The following is an 18,930-nucleotide window of genomic DNA, read 5'->3' as shown; positions in this document are numbered from 1 at the left end:
CTTTTTTTATCGTTTAAAAGCACGATCCATCTCCCGACGGTCGTCCTTTTCTTTTAACGAGTTGCGTTTGTCGTATTCTTTTTTCCCTTTGGCAATGGCAATCACAACTTTCGCCAATCCTTTATCTGTGATAAAAAGGCGGGTAGGAATAATCGTAAACCCATTATTTCGAGCCGCATTTTCCAGCTTTTTGATCTCCTTTTTATTCAATAATAATTTTCTGTCGCGACGTGCGATATGATTATTATAGGTACCGTAAAAGTATTCGGCAATATACATATTCTTCACCCATACCCCTTTACTCTCTATAACACAATAGGTATCCACCAGACTGGCCTTTCCCAACCGGATCGATTTGATCTCCGTACCGGTCAATACTATGCCGCATGTGAACGTCTCGAGCAATTCATAATCAAAGGTTGCCCGCTTATTCTTAATTTGTATATTATTATTGATTTTTTCTTTCATCGGTTCAGTCGTATCAAACACGTAATCCCGGCATCAACATAAACAGAACCGTTTCTATCAATACCGGCAGGACTAAAATAACTGTCGTAGCAATTCCTACAAATTTCAAGCGCTCATTCTCCGCTATCTGCATATAAGGTCCTGCACCTTCCCACACAATATAAAAGGTATACAACACAAATATACGCAGGAAGAAAAATTCGGGAAGCAACATTAATATAGCATTCAGTGTAATCATCAATGAAGACGAATACCCAACGAATCGTTGCCACACTATCATATTTTTCTCTCGCTTGAAAATGCCCTGCCACATCTCATTCAAGATATATGCAGCAAGATAAAAACCACCAAATGCCGCAACTAACGTGCGAATAGATGATTTGAGCGCCAATTCGACATCAAACTCTTTTCGGGTAAACAGTATGCCTAAAAAAGCGGCAACAGTAATTATTCCGATCAATGGATAGATAAAATGAGAGAGGAACTCATCTCCTTTTTCTTCTTTCTGAGCTAATTCATTCCATGCTTTTGCGGGTTGAGAAATCAACATGATAACCCACTTAAATATCTCTTTAAACATCGCTGTGCTTCCTTTTGAAAGGCAAAAGTACAAAAAAATAAAGGATTGCAGGAAGATTACAACTTATTATATGCCGACTGCCTTATCTGGCCAATCTGACGGCCATCGTGTCACTGGCTGTCCAGACAAAAGCGGTCGTATCTGCATTGAACCGGGAACCGTAATTCACACGAAAGATCAACGAATCTTTTCCTTCATCAAGAATCGTTTGTTTTACATCCTCTATCAGTTCCTGAATATGATACGAACAGGTATATGTCTCTTGCGCCTTTAGGGTATCTGTCCCTTCAGATTTCGACACCCGCAGAAAAAGTTCATAGATGCGATGCCGACCATCGATGGTCATACTGTCTGCCTGATGCGGATCATAAAAAAGCTGAAAATCAACCTTCTCTCCCAATCGGGGATACGCTACATCCGTCTTAAAAAAATAATACCCGTCGATAAACAGATTATTTATCTTGGCAACAGCACTTATCCGTCGTTCATCTTTAGTTAGAATAGTGGTGGTATCCGTTTGGGCTACCTGAAGAGTTGAATGAGGTAGGATCTCATAGTCGATCAACTCCGCCTCATACCTGCCTTCTCCTTTTTCAAAAAAATTCGTTTTGAAATTTACACGAAGAGAGGTTCCGGTCTCCAACAGGGCATCCTGTCCCAGTTCCGGCCAGACCACCGAATAACCGTCACTGGTTAACAGATGTTTCTCCGGCTCTCCCCGTACAACTCCGATACGGCTATACACAATTGTATTTCCTATATCGCCGATACAGGAAGAGAGTATCAAAACAAGAACGATGAATGCTCCCAGTTGTTTTTTCTTTTTCATGTTGATCTGGTTGAGATGTTGCAAAAGTAGTAAATTAACCTGAAATATGCGCTCTTTCAATGAAGACGATTCAGATACAGATGCCATACACTTTGCACTTTTTTGTTGAACCGAGATTCGTTTGACAAATGTCGAATGATCGTTTCACAATTGTGGAATGATCATTTGATAATTATAGAACGATCGTTTGACAATTGTCAAACGAATTTCTCTTCTTCAAAAAAAATAATTAGGAATACCATCAGCCCTTAAAGTCACGTGGAATAGTACTTACAAAAAAAGCCCAAAGGGCTTTAATATGCATAACCCCGAGTGAAACCCGGAGTTACGCATATTTTACCCCTCTCGGGGTCATTATATTTACTGCTTAGAACTTAAGTCTATCAATCTTTAGGCACACCAAAAGGAATAGCTGTGGCATCCTTTGTCCATGTTAATTCAACCTCTTCGCCTTCTTTCTCTTCGATCTTGCTTAAAAAAGTAAAACGTAAATTAAATCGTTCGTTTCCTAACTGTTTCTCTTTTTGTTGGATTGTTTCAATCGGGTATTTCAGGTTATACGCATTTGCCCGTAAATGATTCAACTGAGGCGTTTTGCCCGCTGCGGTTTCCACTGCTCTTAAAATAGCTGTATATTCATTGATTGAACCATTTTTTATCGGTTCCTGTGCCGGATCGATATACATAACGAACTGAGCCTCCTGTCCTGTTAATCCGGTATTACCGGTCGGAAGGAAAAACATACCATTGATATACGCTATAATATTTGAATAGGGATAAGTCGCAATAACACCTTCCGACAGTTCGATTTCGTTTGCCAATAAAACGGTGGTATCTGGTTTATTATAATAATCTACACCTCCTTCGTTCACAGTCGCAGGATCATCATACAAAGTCACATGCCAATATCCGTTCTCTTCGGCATTTGCATTTTCCGCACTTGTTGTTTCAACCTGAAAACTACAAACAACATACTCGTCACCCGTGCCAAAGTACATCGTTGAAATGCGTGGATCATAGATATTACCTAACACCTGCGTCTGAATAAGTTTTTTCCCTTTTTCCGAGACTACAATGCCTGAGACAAACTGAACATCCTGTGTGTTTTCACTATCCCCCAGACAGGAGGTCAACGACACCAAAATAACAGTAATAAGCGCGAGACTACAAAGTTTGATTGTTTTCATACATTCTTTTCTTTTGATAAATTGTTATATAATTTTGTATTTATTCGATTTAAAAGCCTAAGCGAACGCCCAGCTGAAAACTTACATTGAATGGTTTCTCCGAACGGACAGTCTCTATAGTACTCCCGTTATCAAAATAATAGGCTGCTCCTACTTCGGCAAAAGCATTGACAAAACGGATAATCGGATAACTCACACCGGCACGTGCATTGACCGACCACATCCACTCTTTCATTCGGGTGTTTTCTGTATAACGGCTGATCTCTTTTTGCTCGGCACCCGACTGGTTCTCATTCATCAATTTGTTTTTCAGCTTCCCGGCGACATTCACTTCCGTCATTACTCCTGATGAGATATAGACATTGAAGCGATTCCACTCTGCCACCTTATAGGTTACCGATAAAGGTATTCCCAGGAAATGTAGATACTGGTTCGTTTTCATATTATAAGAACCATTTGTACGCCATTCGGACGAAAGAAAGGTGTAGGTTAATCCGGTCTGTAAAGAGAAACGATCATTCAGATATCTGCTTACGGAAAAGCCGAAAGAAACCGGTGTTTTATGTTTTATATCCGTTTTTGGCAGTTCCATTAATTTCAATTCGGTCACACCAAAATCGACCGAATTTAACATCGATAAATCCTCAGCCCGTAGATAAGAGGTATTTGTCACATACTGAGGTACGATATTATTCGCTCCCATAGACAATCCCCCGGCTCCCATTCCGAAGCCCCATTTACGGGATTTTTTCTCTTTTTTTATAGGCGTTACTTCTGCGATATAGGGTGTCGATTGGACGAATACCGCTTCTTGTTCCGTCTTTACCGGGGCATCACTCTTTGGGGATACTTCATCTTCTGTATATGCTTGTTCGATAACGTTTTCCTTCTCTGTCTCAGCGATTACAACATGATCCGGCAAAGTGTTCTCATTACGCTTAGCAAGCTTCTGTTTAGCTGTTTTTGCCGGTATTATTCTCGCTACAGGTTGCTGAAGATGTTCAGAAGGTGCTGAATTGATAATCACAGGTGTTGTATTCTCTTCTTCTATAATACGGGATTTCAGTTCCTCTTTCTCTTTTTCTAATTGTTGGGCAATAGGAGGCGTGACAGTCTCCTTCTCAGAGAAATAAAGTCCGCCTGTTATCATCAACAAGGCAATAACAGCCGCTGCCGACCAGTAGATGATCTTTCTTCTGAGGGGAACAACCGTCTGTTTCGGCAATCGACCGGCAATCGCTTCCCAGTCGTCCGCCCCAGTCTCCGCTTCCAAATCATACAATTTAGAACGGAACAATTCATCCAGTATATCTCTCTCTTTTCTTTTCATTTATCACTTTCTCAATACAATGCGTTAATCTTACGTTGTAACAACTGTTTCGCCCGGGTAAATTGCGAACGGGAAGTACTCTCTGTGATATGTAACATCTCTCCGATCTCTTTATGCGAATAGCCTTCGATTGCAAACAGGTTGAATACCATCCGGAAACCATCGGGCAACTCCTGTACTAATTTCAATAACTCTTTAGCCGATATATCGGAGATCGCAGAACTTGCCGGTTGTACTAATTCCGTCGAATACTCCAGATCGGTCGCATCGCGCAACACATCTGACTTCCGCAAATATTCCAACGCACAATTAACAAAGATCTTTCGCATCCACCCTTCAAACGAGCCATTCCCCGAATAGGAATGAATACTTGTGAACACTTTTACAAAACCGTCTTGGAGCAAATCACGGGCAGTCTCCCTGTCATTCACATAACGCAGGCAAACACCCATCATCTTGCGGGAATATGTATCGTAGAGCTCTTTCTGAGCATTCCTGTTTCCCTTCCTACAACCTTCTATCAGTTGTTGCTCACTCATTCGGTTTTCGCATGCACTTTCTCGTTTGCGAGAGGTTACATTATTATGATGTTATTCCTGTTTCAAACGCTGCATAGAGTAACAAAAATTATGCAGACAAAAAAAGCGGACCGTTTAGTCCGCTTTTACGGAACATTCCTACAAAGATAAGATGTTCCAATGGATTAAATGTTAATGTTGATGCTGATGTCCACTTTTCTCTGCCTTGGGAACAGCTATTTCTGCACCTTCTTCTACTGAAATTGCTTCCATCCCTATTTTCTTGAATGCCCCGGTCAGATTTTCTTCCGTAGTTTTATCCGAACGGTAAGTGACCATCGCGGTACGGGTAGAGAGGTCACATTTTAAATCGGTCACTCCTTTTTCAAAAGAGATATTCTTTTCGATTTTTTTCACACAATGATCACAATCCATTGCTTCAATGAAGAAAGTGACCGTTTCTTTGCCTTTTTTCTTTTTGGCATCTTGTGCCGATACTGATGTTATTGTAAACAAGGCACATACTGCTAATAATACAATTCGTTTCATACTATCAAATTTATAAGGTTACTACTAATCTCTACTTATATTAAACCGGATTCCGGCATAAATTTTTCGTCCATGAACAGGCCCCCACACCATCGATCCGTCGAAGTTCTCGCCACGTGGGTTTGAGGCATCGATGATCGGATGATCCTGCGTAAAATCGAAGAGATTCTCCGACCCGATGTAAACCGACCACTGACGGAAATATTTTGTTATTTGCGCATTCCAAACCGTATACGATTTGAAATTTGGTTCCCACAATGGGTTCTCCTTATCTGCCTCAGGCATACGTCCGCCTCCATTGAATTGCCCTGTCAGGTCGAATTGCCATTTCTTCAGAGGTGTCTGGTAAGAAGCGGTTATCAACCCTTTATAATCACTCACCAACGGTTTTTTCAGCCGACGGGTGATCCCCTCTGCATTTCGGTAATCTGTTTTAGCATCTGTATACCGGTAAGCTGCTGTCAGTGTGAATCCACGGAAAAACGGATAGGAAGCCTCTATCTGGTAACTATTCGAATATGATTTGCCATCCAGGTTATAAAAACGTACTGCATGCGGATCACTATCCATATCTACAACAACTTGTTTTTCAAAATTGGTATAATACCACTCCCCATTTAATGTCAACTCTTTTCCAAACAGGGGTACATAAAACGACAGATTCACCCCTGTATTCCAAGCCTCTTCCTGATCAAGATTGTCTGCTATAACCATCTTACGGCTACTGGAAAGCAAGAAATTATTCTCAGCCAATATATTGGCCGTGCGGAATCCTTTTCCGGCAGAAGCCCGCAGATGAAACCAATCGAACGGATTATACTTCAAATGCACACGTGGTGTTACAAAAAAGTCATAAATCGAACTGTAATCACCACGAATACCGGCCAAGAGGATAAACTTATCGTTCAGGTTATACGTATACTGCACATAGGCTCCCGGCGTGACCTCGTTGCGATCAAAGGTCTGTCGTTCACCACCCTGCCCCAGGTTTTCATTAAAACCGTCATAATTCAGACTTAATCCAGTACTCAAACTATGAGCTGGCGTGAATTCTTTTTCATACAACAAGCTGGCATATACATTATTTTGATAGATATTATATGGTGTATGATCATATTTGGATTTCTGCTCATGATAAGATCCCGACAGGATCAATGCCACACTTTCCACCTTTTCCATATCAATGATATACGCCTGCTTGGTAAAACCTTCAACGCGATTGGTATTCAGATCCACTTTATAAGGATCTGCAAAATTATGATGTTTGGTAACCTGCCCGCCGATACGGTTTTCATGCAGGTAACGTACTCCATATTGCGCCACATACTTATCTGTTTTATGATACCAACGGTTCATCACATTCACCTGCTCTTTCAGCGGCATATCCAGAAAACCGTCATCATTGCCGTCGTGCTGTGTTTTATCATTTGAATAATGGATCAGTAATCCGGTAGAGAGATCCTCGTTGATATGCCATGAAGCATCCGCATTCCCCTCGTAGCGTCCGGCATCGCTGGCAAACAAGTTTGCCGAAACGATATCCGCTGTCGGAGGTTTTTTAAATTCCACATTGATCTGCCCCGCCAATGCTTCATATCCATTCTTTACAGAAGATGTTCCTTTAGAGACCTGAATACTTTCCATCCATGCACCCGGCACATAATCCAATCCGTAAAGCGATGCAGCCCCCCGAAAGTTGGGATAATTTTCCGTCAACATCTGTACATATGTTCCCGACAAACCCAATAATTTGATTTGTCGCGCACCGGTAGCCGCATCCGCATATGAAACATCGACCGAAGGATTTGTCTCAAAACTCTCTGCCAGGTTACAGCAGGCGGCACGACAAATCTCGTCATACGTAATTCTCTGAGTCTGTAATACACTGGTGCGGGAAGCAATTGTTCCCATACGCCGTTCACTGACGACTACTTCATCCAGGGCTACTTCTCCTTTCAAGACCACACGCAACAGTTCATCTGCCTGTTTTACTGCAATAACAGTTGAAGTATATCCGATATAACTGACTACCAGATTTTTTTCTCCAGCTTTCTGCTTCAATTCAAAATAACCATCCACATCCGAAGTCGTGCCGTCCTGAGTTCCTTCCCAGTAGACATTTGCACCAATGACAGGTTGGCTATTTTCATCATATACATGTCCTTTTACCACATTTTCCGCCCAAAGCGAAAATGGAGCCAAAGCGATTAGTAATACTATAATTTGTTTCAACATCGATTTATTCTTTTGATTATACATACAGAAAAACGTCTTAACGGGGTATTCCCCTTTTAAAACGTATTGGGTTAATGATCAATCGTAATTATAGACGTATAGTAAAAAGCGAAAATCATTCACTTCTCACCGATCATTAACCAAACCTGTATTTAAATCAAAAGAACAGTTAGTCGAGAGAGATAGGCACGAGGCGGAGTCAATGGTGGACCCGTCGGCATAATAGAAGTTATCTCACTGACAGAAGGAAGAGGTATGATAGATGCACCAGGTGTCCCCAATGCCAATAGATCAATAACAAAAGGTTCTAACGATTGTGTGGAAACAGTTTCATTATCCCAGTCAAAATGAAGACGCTCCATACTGCAACACATCTCATGGGAATGGCTGATATTTCCTTCGGCCGATTCAAGCATCGGATATTCGTCATGACTATGCCCATGGATATCACAGCATTTATCGCCTACTAAAACCTCGAAACCGGCAGCACGACATTCACCACAACAAAACGAAACGACATTCACCCCTGCCCCTCCGTAAAAGACGAGCAACGTCAATACAATAGCAAATATGGATGTTAATGCGCGTTTCATGCCTTACAAAGGTACAATTATAAAAAATGCGCTAACTGTTTTTATATTTATTTAACAAAGAGAGTGTTTACTATTTCACAAACTCCGATAAATAGTAAAAAGTCTCCCGTGAAGGCACACTTTCCAGTCGATAACGGTTAGAGGCCGTCACACAAAATGTATATAATTTTTCCGTCTCCGGGTCAATCGGAATAAAAGCCACAGTATCTCTTACCCCTGTTGCAATCATGGCTTGTGAAGAACCTAAATCGATCGAATCCGATTGGGTATAATAAATTGTATAGGTCAACGATTCACTCAGCGAATCAGGTTCCTGCCAGGTCAGTTTTAATTTATCATCCAAACGTTCAACGACAATTTCCTGCGGAGCCGAAGGTATCGAGTCACTCAACCAGGTCAATGGTGGTAATTGTGCCGGATACTTAAAATAGGTATCCTTCAACCGGTCATATAACCCTTTGGTATTATCAAACACATTTGAACAACGGAAAAAAGCGCAGCCCGATGATCCGAAATTTCTGACATAATCCAATTGTTCTATAATATCATCTACAGCCCAGTTGGAATCTTTTGCCTCCATCCGGTATACTCCCAATCCGGGAACAAACAAACGATCTTTTGTATTCTCTGCCCAATGTTCTACAAACGGGAAAAAATTATTGTTTTTATAATACATCATTGGCACAATCATATCCTGCTTCCCCTCTCCGATCCAGCTGATCGGATCCTGAAAAACAGTTTCAAAAGCTGTCCATCCGGCATTCGGCACTTTTTCGATCCGGCTATATTTCCCTAAAGGAGAACTGCTCACCTGTACCCACGGTTTAACCTCTTTGACCCAATCGTATACCCGAGCGACGATTTTATTGATATTCTCTCTTCGCCAGTCGGCCAGTTTCATATTTTTCCCGGATGCTTCATACTCCTTTTTATCCGGAAAAGTCTCAGCCCCTTCCGGATAACGGATATAATCAAAATGAACCCCGTCGATATCGTAACCGTCGACCACCTCCTGAACCAAAGAGAGGATATAATCTCCCGTTCCCGAGACACCCGGATCCAGATACCACTCCTCTTTATGGAGTTTACAAAGTTCGGGATGACGCTTTACGACCGATTTACTTCCTTGCGCACGTACACGAGCCGGAGTGCCGACAGGAAAAGTCACAAACCAGGCATGACATTCCATTCCCCGTTTATGACACTCCTCTACAGCAAAAGCCAACGGGTCATAAGACGATTCCACCCCATATTTTCCGGAAATCACCCGGGATATCGGTTCAATTTTTGAATTATAAATCACATCTCCCCGCTGACGTACCTGCAAAAAGACCATATTAAAATTGGCTTCACGCAAACGATCCAATATAGCGATCAGTTCATTTTGTTGTTTTTCTGCCTCTGCTTCGGTCGCTGCCGGTTTATGCGGCCAGTCCAATCCATAGATTGTAGTCAGCCACACCGCCCGTATCTCCTGTTTAGGAGAAACCGCTACAGGCAGAGAATCTTCCGAATAGAGCGGAGTGTTGATAAAAAAGCAACAACAGAGTACAACTCCCCAATAAAGAATATACTTACGATTTTTTTGTTTTCCTGTCATTTTCCATGTTCCAGTAAATACCGATCTACTTCTATTGCTGCCTGACAACCTGTTGCAGCAGCTGTTATAGCCTGTCGATAAACCGGATCAGCCACATCTCCGGCAGCAAATACCCCCGGTATATTTGTACGTGGCGATCCCGGTATCGTTTGAATATACCCAACCTCATCCGTTTCAAGCCACTCTTTAAAAATATCCGAATTAGGCGTATGACCGATCGCTAAAAAGAAACCGTCAATAGCGATTTCCACCTCTTCTTCATCCGGCTCACCTTTACGTTTTACCAAACGAGCGCCTTCGACGCCATGTTCTCCGAAAAGTCCCAATGTATTATGTTCAAACAGTACGGTGATATTCGGCGTAGCAAACACACGTTCCTGCATGACCTTGGATGCCCTCAAAAAAGATTTACGAACAATCAGATAAACCTGCGTTGCCAATGAGGCCAAATACAACGCTTCCTCACAAGCTGTATCTCCACCGCCGACTACTGCGACTCTTTTCTTACGATAGAAAAAACCGTCACAAGTCGCACAGGCCGACACACCCATTCCAGCATATTTATGTTCGTCGGGTAATCCCAGATACTTCGCCGTAGCACCCGTACAGATGATGACGGTTTCAGCTGATATCACTTTCTCCCCATCAATAGTCACTTTATAAGGAGAGGCCGAAAAGTCGGATGCCGTGGCAATACCCATGCGTATATCCGCACCAAAACGAAGTGCCTGTTTTTTTAAGTCTTCCATCAGTTCAACCCCCGTTACTCCTTCCGGATATCCGGGAAAGTTTTCCACCTCAGTGGTTGTCGTCAACTGCCCACCCGGTTGAATCCCTTCATACAAAACAGGATTTAAATTGGCTCTTGCCGCATAGATCGCGGCGGTATACCCTGCCGGTCCTGATCCGATAATCAGGCAACGTACATCTTCATGTGTTATATGATTCATAGCTACTATTTTTATAATTATTCATTTATTCCGTTTATCGCAAATCGATTACCTCCGCATCAGGATATTTCGTCTGATCGAAACTGAAAGCAGCATCAGGCTGATTGATCCCGGTTTTCAGTTCATTAATCTGTATTGTCGTAAACAGTTTATTTTTAGATTCCATCGTTATACGAGCCGGCAGATGAGTTGTTTTCTCTATCTGCAAAGTGACTTTCAATATATCCCCTTTCTTTTTGGGGGTCAACTCTATATCATAAGCCGCTTTTCCGCTTACTGCCGTACTTTCTCCTTTCAAAGAGGCATTATATCCTTTCTTATATGCGTTCAGCAGAATAGCCGGATTCGTGGTTTCAAGTTCCTCTCCGGTCGGCTCGCTTACATTGACCTCTTCATTACGCTCCATATAGACCCACTGCGTCTTGCCATCGTACCAGATAGAGGCGTCCGGAGTTTCCAACGTAAACTTATCACCTCGCATTTGCATAATGCCTTCAAAACTTTCGGCAAACTGTTGCATTTCCGAACGGGTATGCAGTGCAAACCGAACAGAGATCCCGCCAGACTGCTCATAAACCGTAGCCGCCTTATCCAGTATATCCGTTGCACGCTGTGCAACCGCACCTAATGGCAGAAAAAGCAATGCCACTGTCAATAATTGTCTAATCCTACGACTCATACCTATTCTTTTTTATTTCAACGAACTTATAATTCGTTCCAAACTATATTCATCCTGAATCATCACTTGTCGTGCCTTACTACCTTCAAAGGGTCCGACAACCCCGGCTGCTTCCAGTTGATCCATCAACCGTCCCGCCCGGTTATAACCGATGGCAAACTTACGCTGAATCAAAGAGGTCGAACCTTGCTGTTGAATCACGATCAGACGTGCCGCCTCGTCAAACAACGGATCACGATCCGACAAATCCACCGCCCCGGGTTCTTTTTCTCCGTCGCTATCTCCGGTATATTCCGGCAATAACATCGCTGTCGGGTATCCGACCTGTTTTCCGATATACGAAGAGATCTGCTCGACTTCCGGCGTATCGACAAACGCACATTGCACACGTACCATATCGCTGCCTTGTGAGAACAGTAAATCCCCACGGCCGATCAACTGGTTGGCTCCGGGAGCATCCAGAATTGTACGCGAGTCGATCATCGAAGATACACGGAACGCGATACGCGCCGGGAAGTTCGCCTTGATCGTTCCTGTGATGATATTCGTGGTCGGACGCTGGGTCGCAATCACCATATGAATCCCTACCGCACGCGCTTTCTGGGCAATACGGGCAATCGGCAGTTCGATCTCTTTTCCGGCCGTCATAATCAAGTCGCCAAACTCATCAATAATAACCACGATATACGGCATAAACCGGTGTCCTTTCATCGGGTTCAAGCGTCGGTTGATGAATTTCGCATTATACTCTTTGATGTTCCGGGTATGTGCTTTCATCAACAGGTCATACCGGTCGTCCATCTCTTTACACAGTGAATTCAAGGTATGGATCACCTTGGTAAAATCCGTGATAATAGCCTTATCCATATCCGGCAGTTTAGCCAGATAATGTTTTTCAATCTCGGAATAGATACTGAATTCAACCATTTTCGGATCGACCAGTACAAACTTCAGTTCCGAGGGATGTTTTTTATACAACATCGAAGTAATAATCGCATTCAACCCGACCGACTTCCCTTGCCCGGTAGCCCCTGCCACCAATAGGTGAGGCATCTTACACAGGTCAAACATAAAGATCTCATTGGTGATTGTCTTTCCCAATGCTACAGGGAGATCATACTGGCACTCCTGGAATTTCCGGGAGGCGATGATCGATTGCATCGATACAATCTGCGGATCTTTATTCGGTACTTCGATACCGATCGTCCCTTTTCCGGGCATCGGCGCTATGATACGAATACCTAAAGCCGACAGACTTAAAGCGATATCATCTTCCAGATTACGGATCTTAGAGATACGCACACCTGCTTCAGGCACCACTTCATACAAGGTGATTGTCGGACCGACAGTCGCTTTAATCGAAGCGATACTGATACCGAAATTCTCCAACGTCTGTTTGATTTTACGCTGGTTTTCGGTCTGTTCCTCCATGTCCACCTGATGATCCCCTGTCTCATATTTTTTAAGCAGGTCGACCGTCGGATTACGGTAAGACGACAGATCGGCCTTGGGATCGTACTCTCCCAGTTCATTCTCATCGGCCTCCTCATCATCACCTACCGGCACTTCTATACTGTATTCGGTGGTATCTGTTTTTTCCACGGAAGGAGTATCGCTGCTCGTAGGCAACGGTCCCGCGTACATCTCTTCTTCTCCGGCAACGGTAATTTCAAACATCTCATCGCCGGAGGTTGTATAGTTTTCTTCCGGCCTGGTTATTATTCCCTCAACAGGACTCTCTTCTCCCGATTCATCAGCTGTAACAATAAAAGGGGGCTCTGTTGTTTCATCCGTAGACGTATCATCCGTTTGTTCCGGACTTTCGGTTTTCGCTTTTTTAGGACGTTTCAGCCATCCGAAAGAGAGTACCCGCTGTAAAAACGGTATCGTCCCTTTATGAGTAAAGATCGCTATAATCAAAAAAGTACCTATCAGAAGCAGAATGGTTCCGGATATTCCGATATTACTGGTCAATACTTCAGAGAGAAAATAACCATGCTCCCCTCCGAGGTAAAGAAAAGTATCTTCATACCCTTTTAAAAAGAAAAAAGCGAAAAACAACGATCCCCAGACCGTCATCGAAGCACAGAACAGAAAACTGCGCATCCATGCAACACGCCGTAACCGCATCAGTTTCATTCCGGTCAAACCCAGAAAATACAATAAAAAGAACGAAGAGATCCCAAACCAACGGTTCATCATCAGATCAGACAGGTATGCCCCCCGTACACCGGTCCAGTTGGTCACCGAACCCCGGTTGGCCACCAGATCGCTCAACGGTATATTCTCGATCTTACTTTGATCAGCCGCGCCCGTAAAAAAGAATGAGACCATCGCCAGAATCAGATAGATCGCAATAATTGCGATAATCAATCCGGTAATAAAAAGAGTACGTTCGTTGGTGAAAAAGAGCTTCAGTGCATTCACCTTACCCCCTTCAGTATCACTCTGTTTTGCTTGAGACTTGTTTTTCTTTGCCATTCGAGCGTTGTCGATTTTCTGAAACGTTTTTTCCTTTTCAACTTGCAAAGTTAATGAGAAATTATCGATCAGCAAGACTGAGAGGAGTGAAATAAACCTTATCGTTCTATCAGACAAACTATTTTAACAACTGATTCGCCCAACATACAAATACATCATTTTAACACCAAAAGCGGACTATATGTAACATAATTAAAAAACAATATACTTTTAGCTAACTCACACTTTATCCATTTTCAACAAAATAGACGCCATATTTTAACATTTCAGGCAAAAGATGGACTGTTTTTAATAATTTGAACTGGATCTTCCGACAATTTTATCTAGATGATTTTTAAAATGGTGCAGATAACCTTGGAGAAGCATCTAAATAGTTGCAACAAACTATGCAGATGATTTTTTCGAGAGTCTGAAACGGGTGAAAAAACAGGCTCAAAACCGGTCTTTTTTCTCCAGAATGATCATTTTTTTAAGATCTTAAAACAGGCAAGATGGCATAATAATCAACCGCTATTGCAAAAATAAACTCCAAATCCATGCGTTTTTTACAAACCATTTTGTAGTGTATCCCAAATAGACGATTGTCGAAGGGGATTCATTGACAAATCGTCAAAATTGACAATTTGTCATTTCATCAATTCCGAGGCATTTGCCCCGATTCGAAAAGTGCATAAATCATCTCTAACCGATAATAATATCCTGTTTAAGACTTGATTTCGCATAAATATGACTAATATTGTCGGGATTTTGTAATATATAGAAAAAAAAGACGTTAATAGGTAGGCCCAACTAACACACTACAGGATGAATAGACTTTTTTTTGCCTTTTATTTTAGTTGTTTTTATGCTGGTATTTATCTGGTAAGTTTACTTCCAATGATCGTTTTATACCGGATTTCTGCTTTTTCTTCTTTCATGATGCTTCATGTTTTTTCTTATCGCAAAGGGACTGTCATACAGAATCTTTCCCGCTCTTTCCCGGAGAAAAATTACGAAGAGATCGATCGTATCATGCGTGAATTTTATCGCTCATTCGCTGATAATGCGGCAGAGATCCTCAAATCGCTCTCCATCTCATCGGAGAATCAAATGGACAAGGTGATCTCCATTACCGGGATGGATCTGATCGAAGAACAGCTACTGAACAACAAACATGTGATTGTCAGTATGGGACATTGCGGCAACTGGGAACTGCTTAGTATTTTATCCCTACATGCGTCCAATAATATGTACGCCGTATACAAACCGCTGAAAAATAAAGCGATGGATAAACTGTTCCTCACCATGCGTTCGCGTTTTGGCATGCAGCTTGTTCCGGCCAAGTCGGTCGTTCGGCATATTCTATCGAATAAAAACAATCCGTCGGTCTATTTCTTTATTGCCGATCAATGCCCCAAGCTGGTCGAAGAAAAATACCGTGTCCATATGTTAAACCAGACAACCAGTATGTTTACGGGTGTCGAAAAACTCGCTCGCTCGGTAGACGCTCCGGTCATGTATATGCATATCACACGTAGTGGACGGGGACAATATCACGTGTCCTATAAACCAATCTGCCTGGAATCGAAGATGAGTCAGGAGACGGAGATCATCCAACACTACTCGTCGCTGTTGGAGCAGAATATCCGCGAAAAACCGAGTGACTGGTTATGGACGCATAAACGGTGGAAAAGGTAATCGAAAAAGAACAGGCCTTTTATTCTAAATGGATGATTTATTATCCCTACCTATGGTTTCATACTATTTTGCACCTGCCCGCATCTTGGCCAGTTCTTCATCGGTCAAATAGCGTATACACCGGCGGTAAGCTTTATTATTTTTGTGTCCGGCAAGGGATGCTGTGCCGTTGGCAAAGTTAATCCACCAATACGAACTACCATTACCTATATCACTCATTGCCCAATGATACGGTTGCTGATTACCTATAACTGTTGTGATAAATTGATGGTAAGTGGTTGAGCTGGGCGTAGCGTATTGCTGCTCAAACATATTTTCAATCATCCCGGTATTGCCATAAATAAATGATAATTCGCGTTGCGAAGGACGAACCCATCCCGACTCAAGTCCCGGCTCGGAATAACCGTTACAAGCTTCATTGCCTGTGTCTGCACCATCAGCGACCGGGTTGCCATGGCTGGGGCCGGTATTATTATTATTAGACACATACCACCTGGAGACAAGGAATACAGGCGCAATGGTGTTATATTCGCTCTTTTGTAATTCTTTCCTATCGGTGGTAGGTCGTTTATGATCCATATCATCCAGAAATCCGGCTGGGAAATGATTTTCCAGGTCGATCACTGCATAGGAATAGGTCTCACCGTCTATTTCTATTTCGGAACCATAAAACATTGATCCGACAACACCCGCTATATCACGCACACAACGCACGGCTGTTCGCTGGGTTTTAGATCTATTTGTGACATTTGTAACAATGTCGCTGGAGAAATCGACAGCAAGCGCGTTACTATTGTCAACCTCGCTCGTTGTCCAGTAATAGTCAGACGACACAGATCCTGTAGCTGCATTTAACGGGCCGAATGGAATATAGGTAACCTGATTAGTTCCTAAGCCATCATTTAAGGTATATTGCCCCCCCCTGAACATATCTCGCCAGGCATACATCTGCATTGCCTGTGCCGGAGATGGCAGATACCATTTCACTTCATCGCCCGAGATAATGCCGTCGCCATTCTCGTCGCGGTTCTTGCGCATACAGTAGTCAATGGCATTGGTTTGGGAAAAAGGGTTATATATATTCGACGCGTTCTGAACCCCGCTTATGGGAGAAACTGTTTCGCCTCTGACGGGTGGTTTCCCTCCACCATATGGACTTCGATATTGATTATATCGTTCCCGGGTGACCTGTTTACCATCATACGGATGGTTCAATCCAGTGTTTGTACTTCCAATATACCACCATGGTCCACCGAGATTGTTATAGTCTTGATTCTTGTCTGCTATTGCATAATGCCTCACCGTATGCTCTTCAATACTTTCGATTCCCAGCATTGAAGTGTACAATTCGCCATTCCATCCACCCAACTGCCCAATGGTTTTAAGCCCATATTGGGTCACAGGTCGGAAGAATGGATAATCGTCTGTGGCATTTTCATAGTCTGAGACCGTCAAACCTTCACCCTCAACAAACCCTACGCGAATGGCCGCCGTGCGGCTCGGAGGATTTTTGGCAGGAAGAGTACCCGGATAGGCAGCAACACCATCTCCTTCCGCCTGATTTTCCAGATCATTAGGATATTCTTTTTTTACAAATTCGTTAAAATGAAGTATGGGCGTAGCGCTCGAAACTCCATCAACATTGGTATCTTCGGGTCTTCTCGTAGTAATATAGAGTTTTGATGTGGTGGGCTCGTTTATTCCTCCTGTCGAACTTCGTGTTGGAAGATAAGGATTTTTCCATGAAAAGCGTAACCAGTTTTCGTCTGTATCACCATCCGGCAGTGGAGTCCAACCTATTGGAACCCCATTCTCATAGACAAAATCAACCACTTCTCCATTCGCATCGCGTATGCAGGATGATTCCGGAACCGTTCCGGCCTGTAATTTCGCGATACCGGCTTTTTGGCTCTTGATATATGAAGGCATATCTACATAGTGAGCATCTACGCGGGCATCTTCGGGTAAGTAAAATAATACCCGCTGGGTAAGGAATTCCCTGCGACTATCGATTATGACATCTTTGGTACTATTGATAATGACATTGAAGTGATAAACGCAGTTACGGTCAACGTCGAAGTTGGTGATATCATCCTCTGCGTATGGATCGAGTCGCTCTTCCTTGCGTCCCTGTCCTGCATGAATGAATGTGCGCAACACATCATTATCTGTCATAGAAAGGAGCATAAGGTGGGAGGAGCAGTCTGGGGCTAGTTCGTTGCGACCATATACGAGCGGTACGTGACCAATAAGGGTTCCATCTTCATATTCGGTAATGGGGTTTCCCTCACTGTTCTTAGGCTCATAACCAGTAAGATCCCTTGAACCGCGCCGGTTCTCGAAACAGAAGTATTCGATCGTTTGTTTCGTGTAATAGCTGGTCGTATTACCGGCGTTCGAATCATAGGTATATTGCACTAGATCTCCCGTCGGTGCAGGAAGTAGCAATGGGGGCGAAGAATAAAAATCACCGAAATCTGCTTCTTCAATATTTCCGTCGCCATTTCCGTCGGCGTAATCATATGCACGGCGAACCAGATAGGATTTGCGTGGGAAGTTTGCACCGTTTATTGAGGTGGGAGTAACGCCTGATGCATTGGTTCTATCGGCATTGACTTTATTGTAGATATTAACAACAAATTTTGCTTGCAGCCTATACAGTTCTACTTTGGGAGCGAATATCTCATTGACTCCGTCATATTCTATTTTTACAATACCACTATTCGGCGTTTGGGGATCGTCAGAGGTCATAATCACCTTGCCAAGATCGGCAGGAGAAAGCACGCGAAACTGTACAAATTTATTCTTTAGGTCGCCGTAAGTCTGGACATTGTCAAAGAAGGTATGCACATTACCTTCACCCTCGGGGATATTGCTTTCGTCGAGGTTGGCTACTGCGTACACATAATAGGTTTGATTTTTTTCAAGGAACACATTCTGCATCACGCCATATTGGTAATACTCACGGTATTTGAGCAGGTCGCTGTCCTGGATACCGGCTTCCTCGTTAGTAGCTGTGAATATAAACATAAACACATTATCAATCTTATCCAGCAGTTCATCATTATTGGCGGTACGTGAAATGACGACCTGTGCCTTGCTGGCTTCAAATCGGGGTTCAAAACTGAAATATCCTTCGGGCGCATACCCCTTGCGCGAGTTGTCTGTCTCTTCATAATCGACACAGCCTACCAGCAATAAAGCGGCCAGTATGCCGACAAACAAGATCCTTTTATATATAATAGTTATCATAA

At 42.9% G+C, this 18,930-nt stretch carries 15 protein-coding genes; 1 reads left to right on the top strand and 14 read right to left on the bottom strand.

What is annotated here, in order from left to right:
* Positions 1–6 precede the first annotated feature (6 nt).
* The 13 genes from smpB to M2135_RS05055 all read right to left on the bottom strand — a co-directional run bounded on the left by smpB (position 7) and on the right by M2135_RS05055 (position 13,999).
* On the bottom strand, positions 7–468 hold the full coding sequence (smpB, locus tag M2135_RS05115; RefSeq protein WP_280747529.1) for an SsrA-binding protein SmpB: 462 nt from the start codon (positions 466–468) through the stop codon (positions 7–9).
* 13 nt (positions 469–481) lie between these two features.
* Positions 482–1,048: a YIP1 family protein gene (locus M2135_RS05110; protein WP_280747528.1), complete on the bottom strand. Its 567-nt coding sequence runs from the start codon at positions 1,046–1,048 to the stop codon at positions 482–484.
* Positions 1,049–1,130: 82 nt separating this feature from the next.
* Positions 1,131–1,964 (bottom strand): hypothetical protein, encoded by an 834-nt coding sequence (locus M2135_RS05105; RefSeq protein WP_280747527.1) that lies wholly within the window; start codon positions 1,962–1,964, stop codon positions 1,131–1,133.
* A 296-nt stretch (positions 1,965–2,260) separates the two neighbouring features.
* On the bottom strand, positions 2,261–3,064 hold the full coding sequence (locus tag M2135_RS05100) for a hypothetical protein (RefSeq protein ID WP_280747526.1): 804 nt from the start codon (positions 3,062–3,064) through the stop codon (positions 2,261–2,263).
* Between the two features lie 49 nt (positions 3,065–3,113).
* Positions 3,114–4,394 carry a porin family protein gene (locus tag M2135_RS05095; protein ID WP_280747525.1) on the bottom strand — a complete coding sequence of 427 codons (1,281 nt, stop codon included), beginning with the start codon at positions 4,392–4,394 and terminating at the stop codon, positions 3,114–3,116.
* A gap of 11 nt (positions 4,395–4,405) precedes the next feature.
* Positions 4,406–4,933, bottom strand: coding sequence for a sigma-70 family RNA polymerase sigma factor (locus M2135_RS05090; RefSeq protein ID WP_280747524.1), 528 nt, complete (start codon positions 4,931–4,933; stop codon positions 4,406–4,408).
* Between the two features lie 171 nt (positions 4,934–5,104).
* Positions 5,105–5,461: a heavy-metal-associated domain-containing protein gene (locus M2135_RS05085; protein ID WP_280747523.1), complete on the bottom strand. Its 357-nt coding sequence runs from the start codon at positions 5,459–5,461 to the stop codon at positions 5,105–5,107.
* A 24-nt stretch (positions 5,462–5,485) separates the two neighbouring features.
* A complete protein-coding gene (locus M2135_RS05080; RefSeq protein WP_280747522.1) occupies positions 5,486–7,696 on the bottom strand; it encodes a TonB-dependent receptor in 2,211 nt (736 codons plus the stop codon).
* 152 nt (positions 7,697–7,848) lie between these two features.
* Positions 7,849–8,289 (bottom strand): hypothetical protein, encoded by a 441-nt coding sequence (locus M2135_RS05075; protein WP_280747521.1) that lies wholly within the window; start codon positions 8,287–8,289, stop codon positions 7,849–7,851.
* A gap of 70 nt (positions 8,290–8,359) precedes the next feature.
* A complete protein-coding gene (locus tag M2135_RS05070; protein WP_280747520.1) occupies positions 8,360–9,889 on the bottom strand; it encodes a family 10 glycosylhydrolase in 1,530 nt (509 codons plus the stop codon).
* Positions 9,886–10,839 (bottom strand): thioredoxin-disulfide reductase, encoded by a 954-nt coding sequence (gene trxB / locus M2135_RS05065; protein WP_280747519.1) that lies wholly within the window; start codon positions 10,837–10,839, stop codon positions 9,886–9,888. Before trxB ends, M2135_RS05070 begins: the two co-directional genes overlap by 4 nt.
* Before the next feature lie 34 nt (positions 10,840–10,873).
* Positions 10,874–11,518, bottom strand: a complete 645-nt coding sequence (locus M2135_RS05060) for a LolA-like putative outer membrane lipoprotein chaperone (RefSeq protein ID WP_280747518.1) — start codon at positions 11,516–11,518, stop codon at positions 10,874–10,876.
* A gap of 12 nt (positions 11,519–11,530) precedes the next feature.
* Entirely contained in the window at positions 11,531–13,999 is a 2,469-nt protein-coding gene (locus tag M2135_RS05055) for a DNA translocase FtsK (protein ID WP_280747517.1), read from the bottom strand.
* 804 nt (positions 14,000–14,803) lie between these two features.
* Between M2135_RS05055 and M2135_RS05050 the strand changes: the two genes are divergently transcribed.
* The gene (locus M2135_RS05050; RefSeq protein WP_280747516.1) at positions 14,804–15,676 is read left to right on the top strand and encodes a lysophospholipid acyltransferase family protein; all 873 of its coding nucleotides are present in this window, start codon (positions 14,804–14,806) and stop codon (positions 15,674–15,676) included.
* Positions 15,677–15,739: 63 nt separating this feature from the next.
* Here the strand turns inward: M2135_RS05050 and M2135_RS05045 are convergent, their stop codons facing one another.
* Positions 15,740–18,928 (bottom strand): hypothetical protein, encoded by a 3,189-nt coding sequence (locus M2135_RS05045; protein WP_280747515.1) that lies wholly within the window; start codon positions 18,926–18,928, stop codon positions 15,740–15,742.
* Positions 18,929–18,930: the final 2 nt, after the last annotated feature.

This window comes from Parabacteroides sp. PF5-9 (assembly GCF_029893105.1).
Lineage (GTDB): Bacteria > Bacteroidota > Bacteroidia > Bacteroidales > Tannerellaceae > JARXWG01.
The sequence above is the reverse complement of the archived record's forward strand: the minus strand, read 5'-3'. Positions and strand labels throughout refer to the sequence as shown.

What these genes read in the sequence shown, in the direction of transcription:
- M2135_RS05095 (WP_280747525.1), bottom strand. Translation starts at nt 4,394, where the DNA reads ATGAAAAGAAAAGAGAGAGATATACTGGATGAATTGTTCCGTTCTAAA.
- M2135_RS05105 (WP_280747527.1), bottom strand. Translation starts at nt 1,964, where the DNA reads ATGGCATCTGTATCTGAATCGTCTTCATTGAAAGAGCGCATATTTCAG.
- trxB (WP_280747519.1), bottom strand. Translation starts at nt 10,839, where the DNA reads ATGAATCATATAACACATGAAGATGTACGTTGCCTGATTATCGGATCA.
- M2135_RS05070 (WP_280747520.1), bottom strand. Translation starts at nt 9,889, where the DNA reads ATGACAGGAAAACAAAAAAATCGTAAGTATATTCTTTATTGGGGAGTT.
- M2135_RS05045 (WP_280747515.1), bottom strand. Translation starts at nt 18,928, where the DNA reads ATGATAACTATTATATATAAAAGGATCTTGTTTGTCGGCATACTGGCC.
- M2135_RS05085 (WP_280747523.1), bottom strand. Translation starts at nt 5,461, where the DNA reads ATGAAACGAATTGTATTATTAGCAGTATGTGCCTTGTTTACAATAACA.
- M2135_RS05080 (WP_280747522.1), bottom strand. Translation starts at nt 7,696, where the DNA reads ATGTTGAAACAAATTATAGTATTACTAATCGCTTTGGCTCCATTTTCG.
- M2135_RS05110 (WP_280747528.1), bottom strand. Translation starts at nt 1,048, where the DNA reads ATGTTTAAAGAGATATTTAAGTGGGTTATCATGTTGATTTCTCAACCC.
- M2135_RS05100 (WP_280747526.1), bottom strand. Translation starts at nt 3,064, where the DNA reads ATGAAAACAATCAAACTTTGTAGTCTCGCGCTTATTACTGTTATTTTG.
- M2135_RS05075 (WP_280747521.1), bottom strand. Translation starts at nt 8,289, where the DNA reads ATGAAACGCGCATTAACATCCATATTTGCTATTGTATTGACGTTGCTC.
- M2135_RS05090 (WP_280747524.1), bottom strand. Translation starts at nt 4,933, where the DNA reads ATGAGTGAGCAACAACTGATAGAAGGTTGTAGGAAGGGAAACAGGAAT.
- M2135_RS05055 (WP_280747517.1), bottom strand. Translation starts at nt 13,999, where the DNA reads ATGGCAAAGAAAAACAAGTCTCAAGCAAAACAGAGTGATACTGAAGGG.
- M2135_RS05060 (WP_280747518.1), bottom strand. Translation starts at nt 11,518, where the DNA reads ATGAGTCGTAGGATTAGACAATTATTGACAGTGGCATTGCTTTTTCTG.
- M2135_RS05050 (WP_280747516.1), top strand. Translation starts at nt 14,804, where the DNA reads ATGAATAGACTTTTTTTTGCCTTTTATTTTAGTTGTTTTTATGCTGGT.
- smpB (WP_280747529.1), bottom strand. Translation starts at nt 468, where the DNA reads ATGAAAGAAAAAATCAATAATAATATACAAATTAAGAATAAGCGGGCA.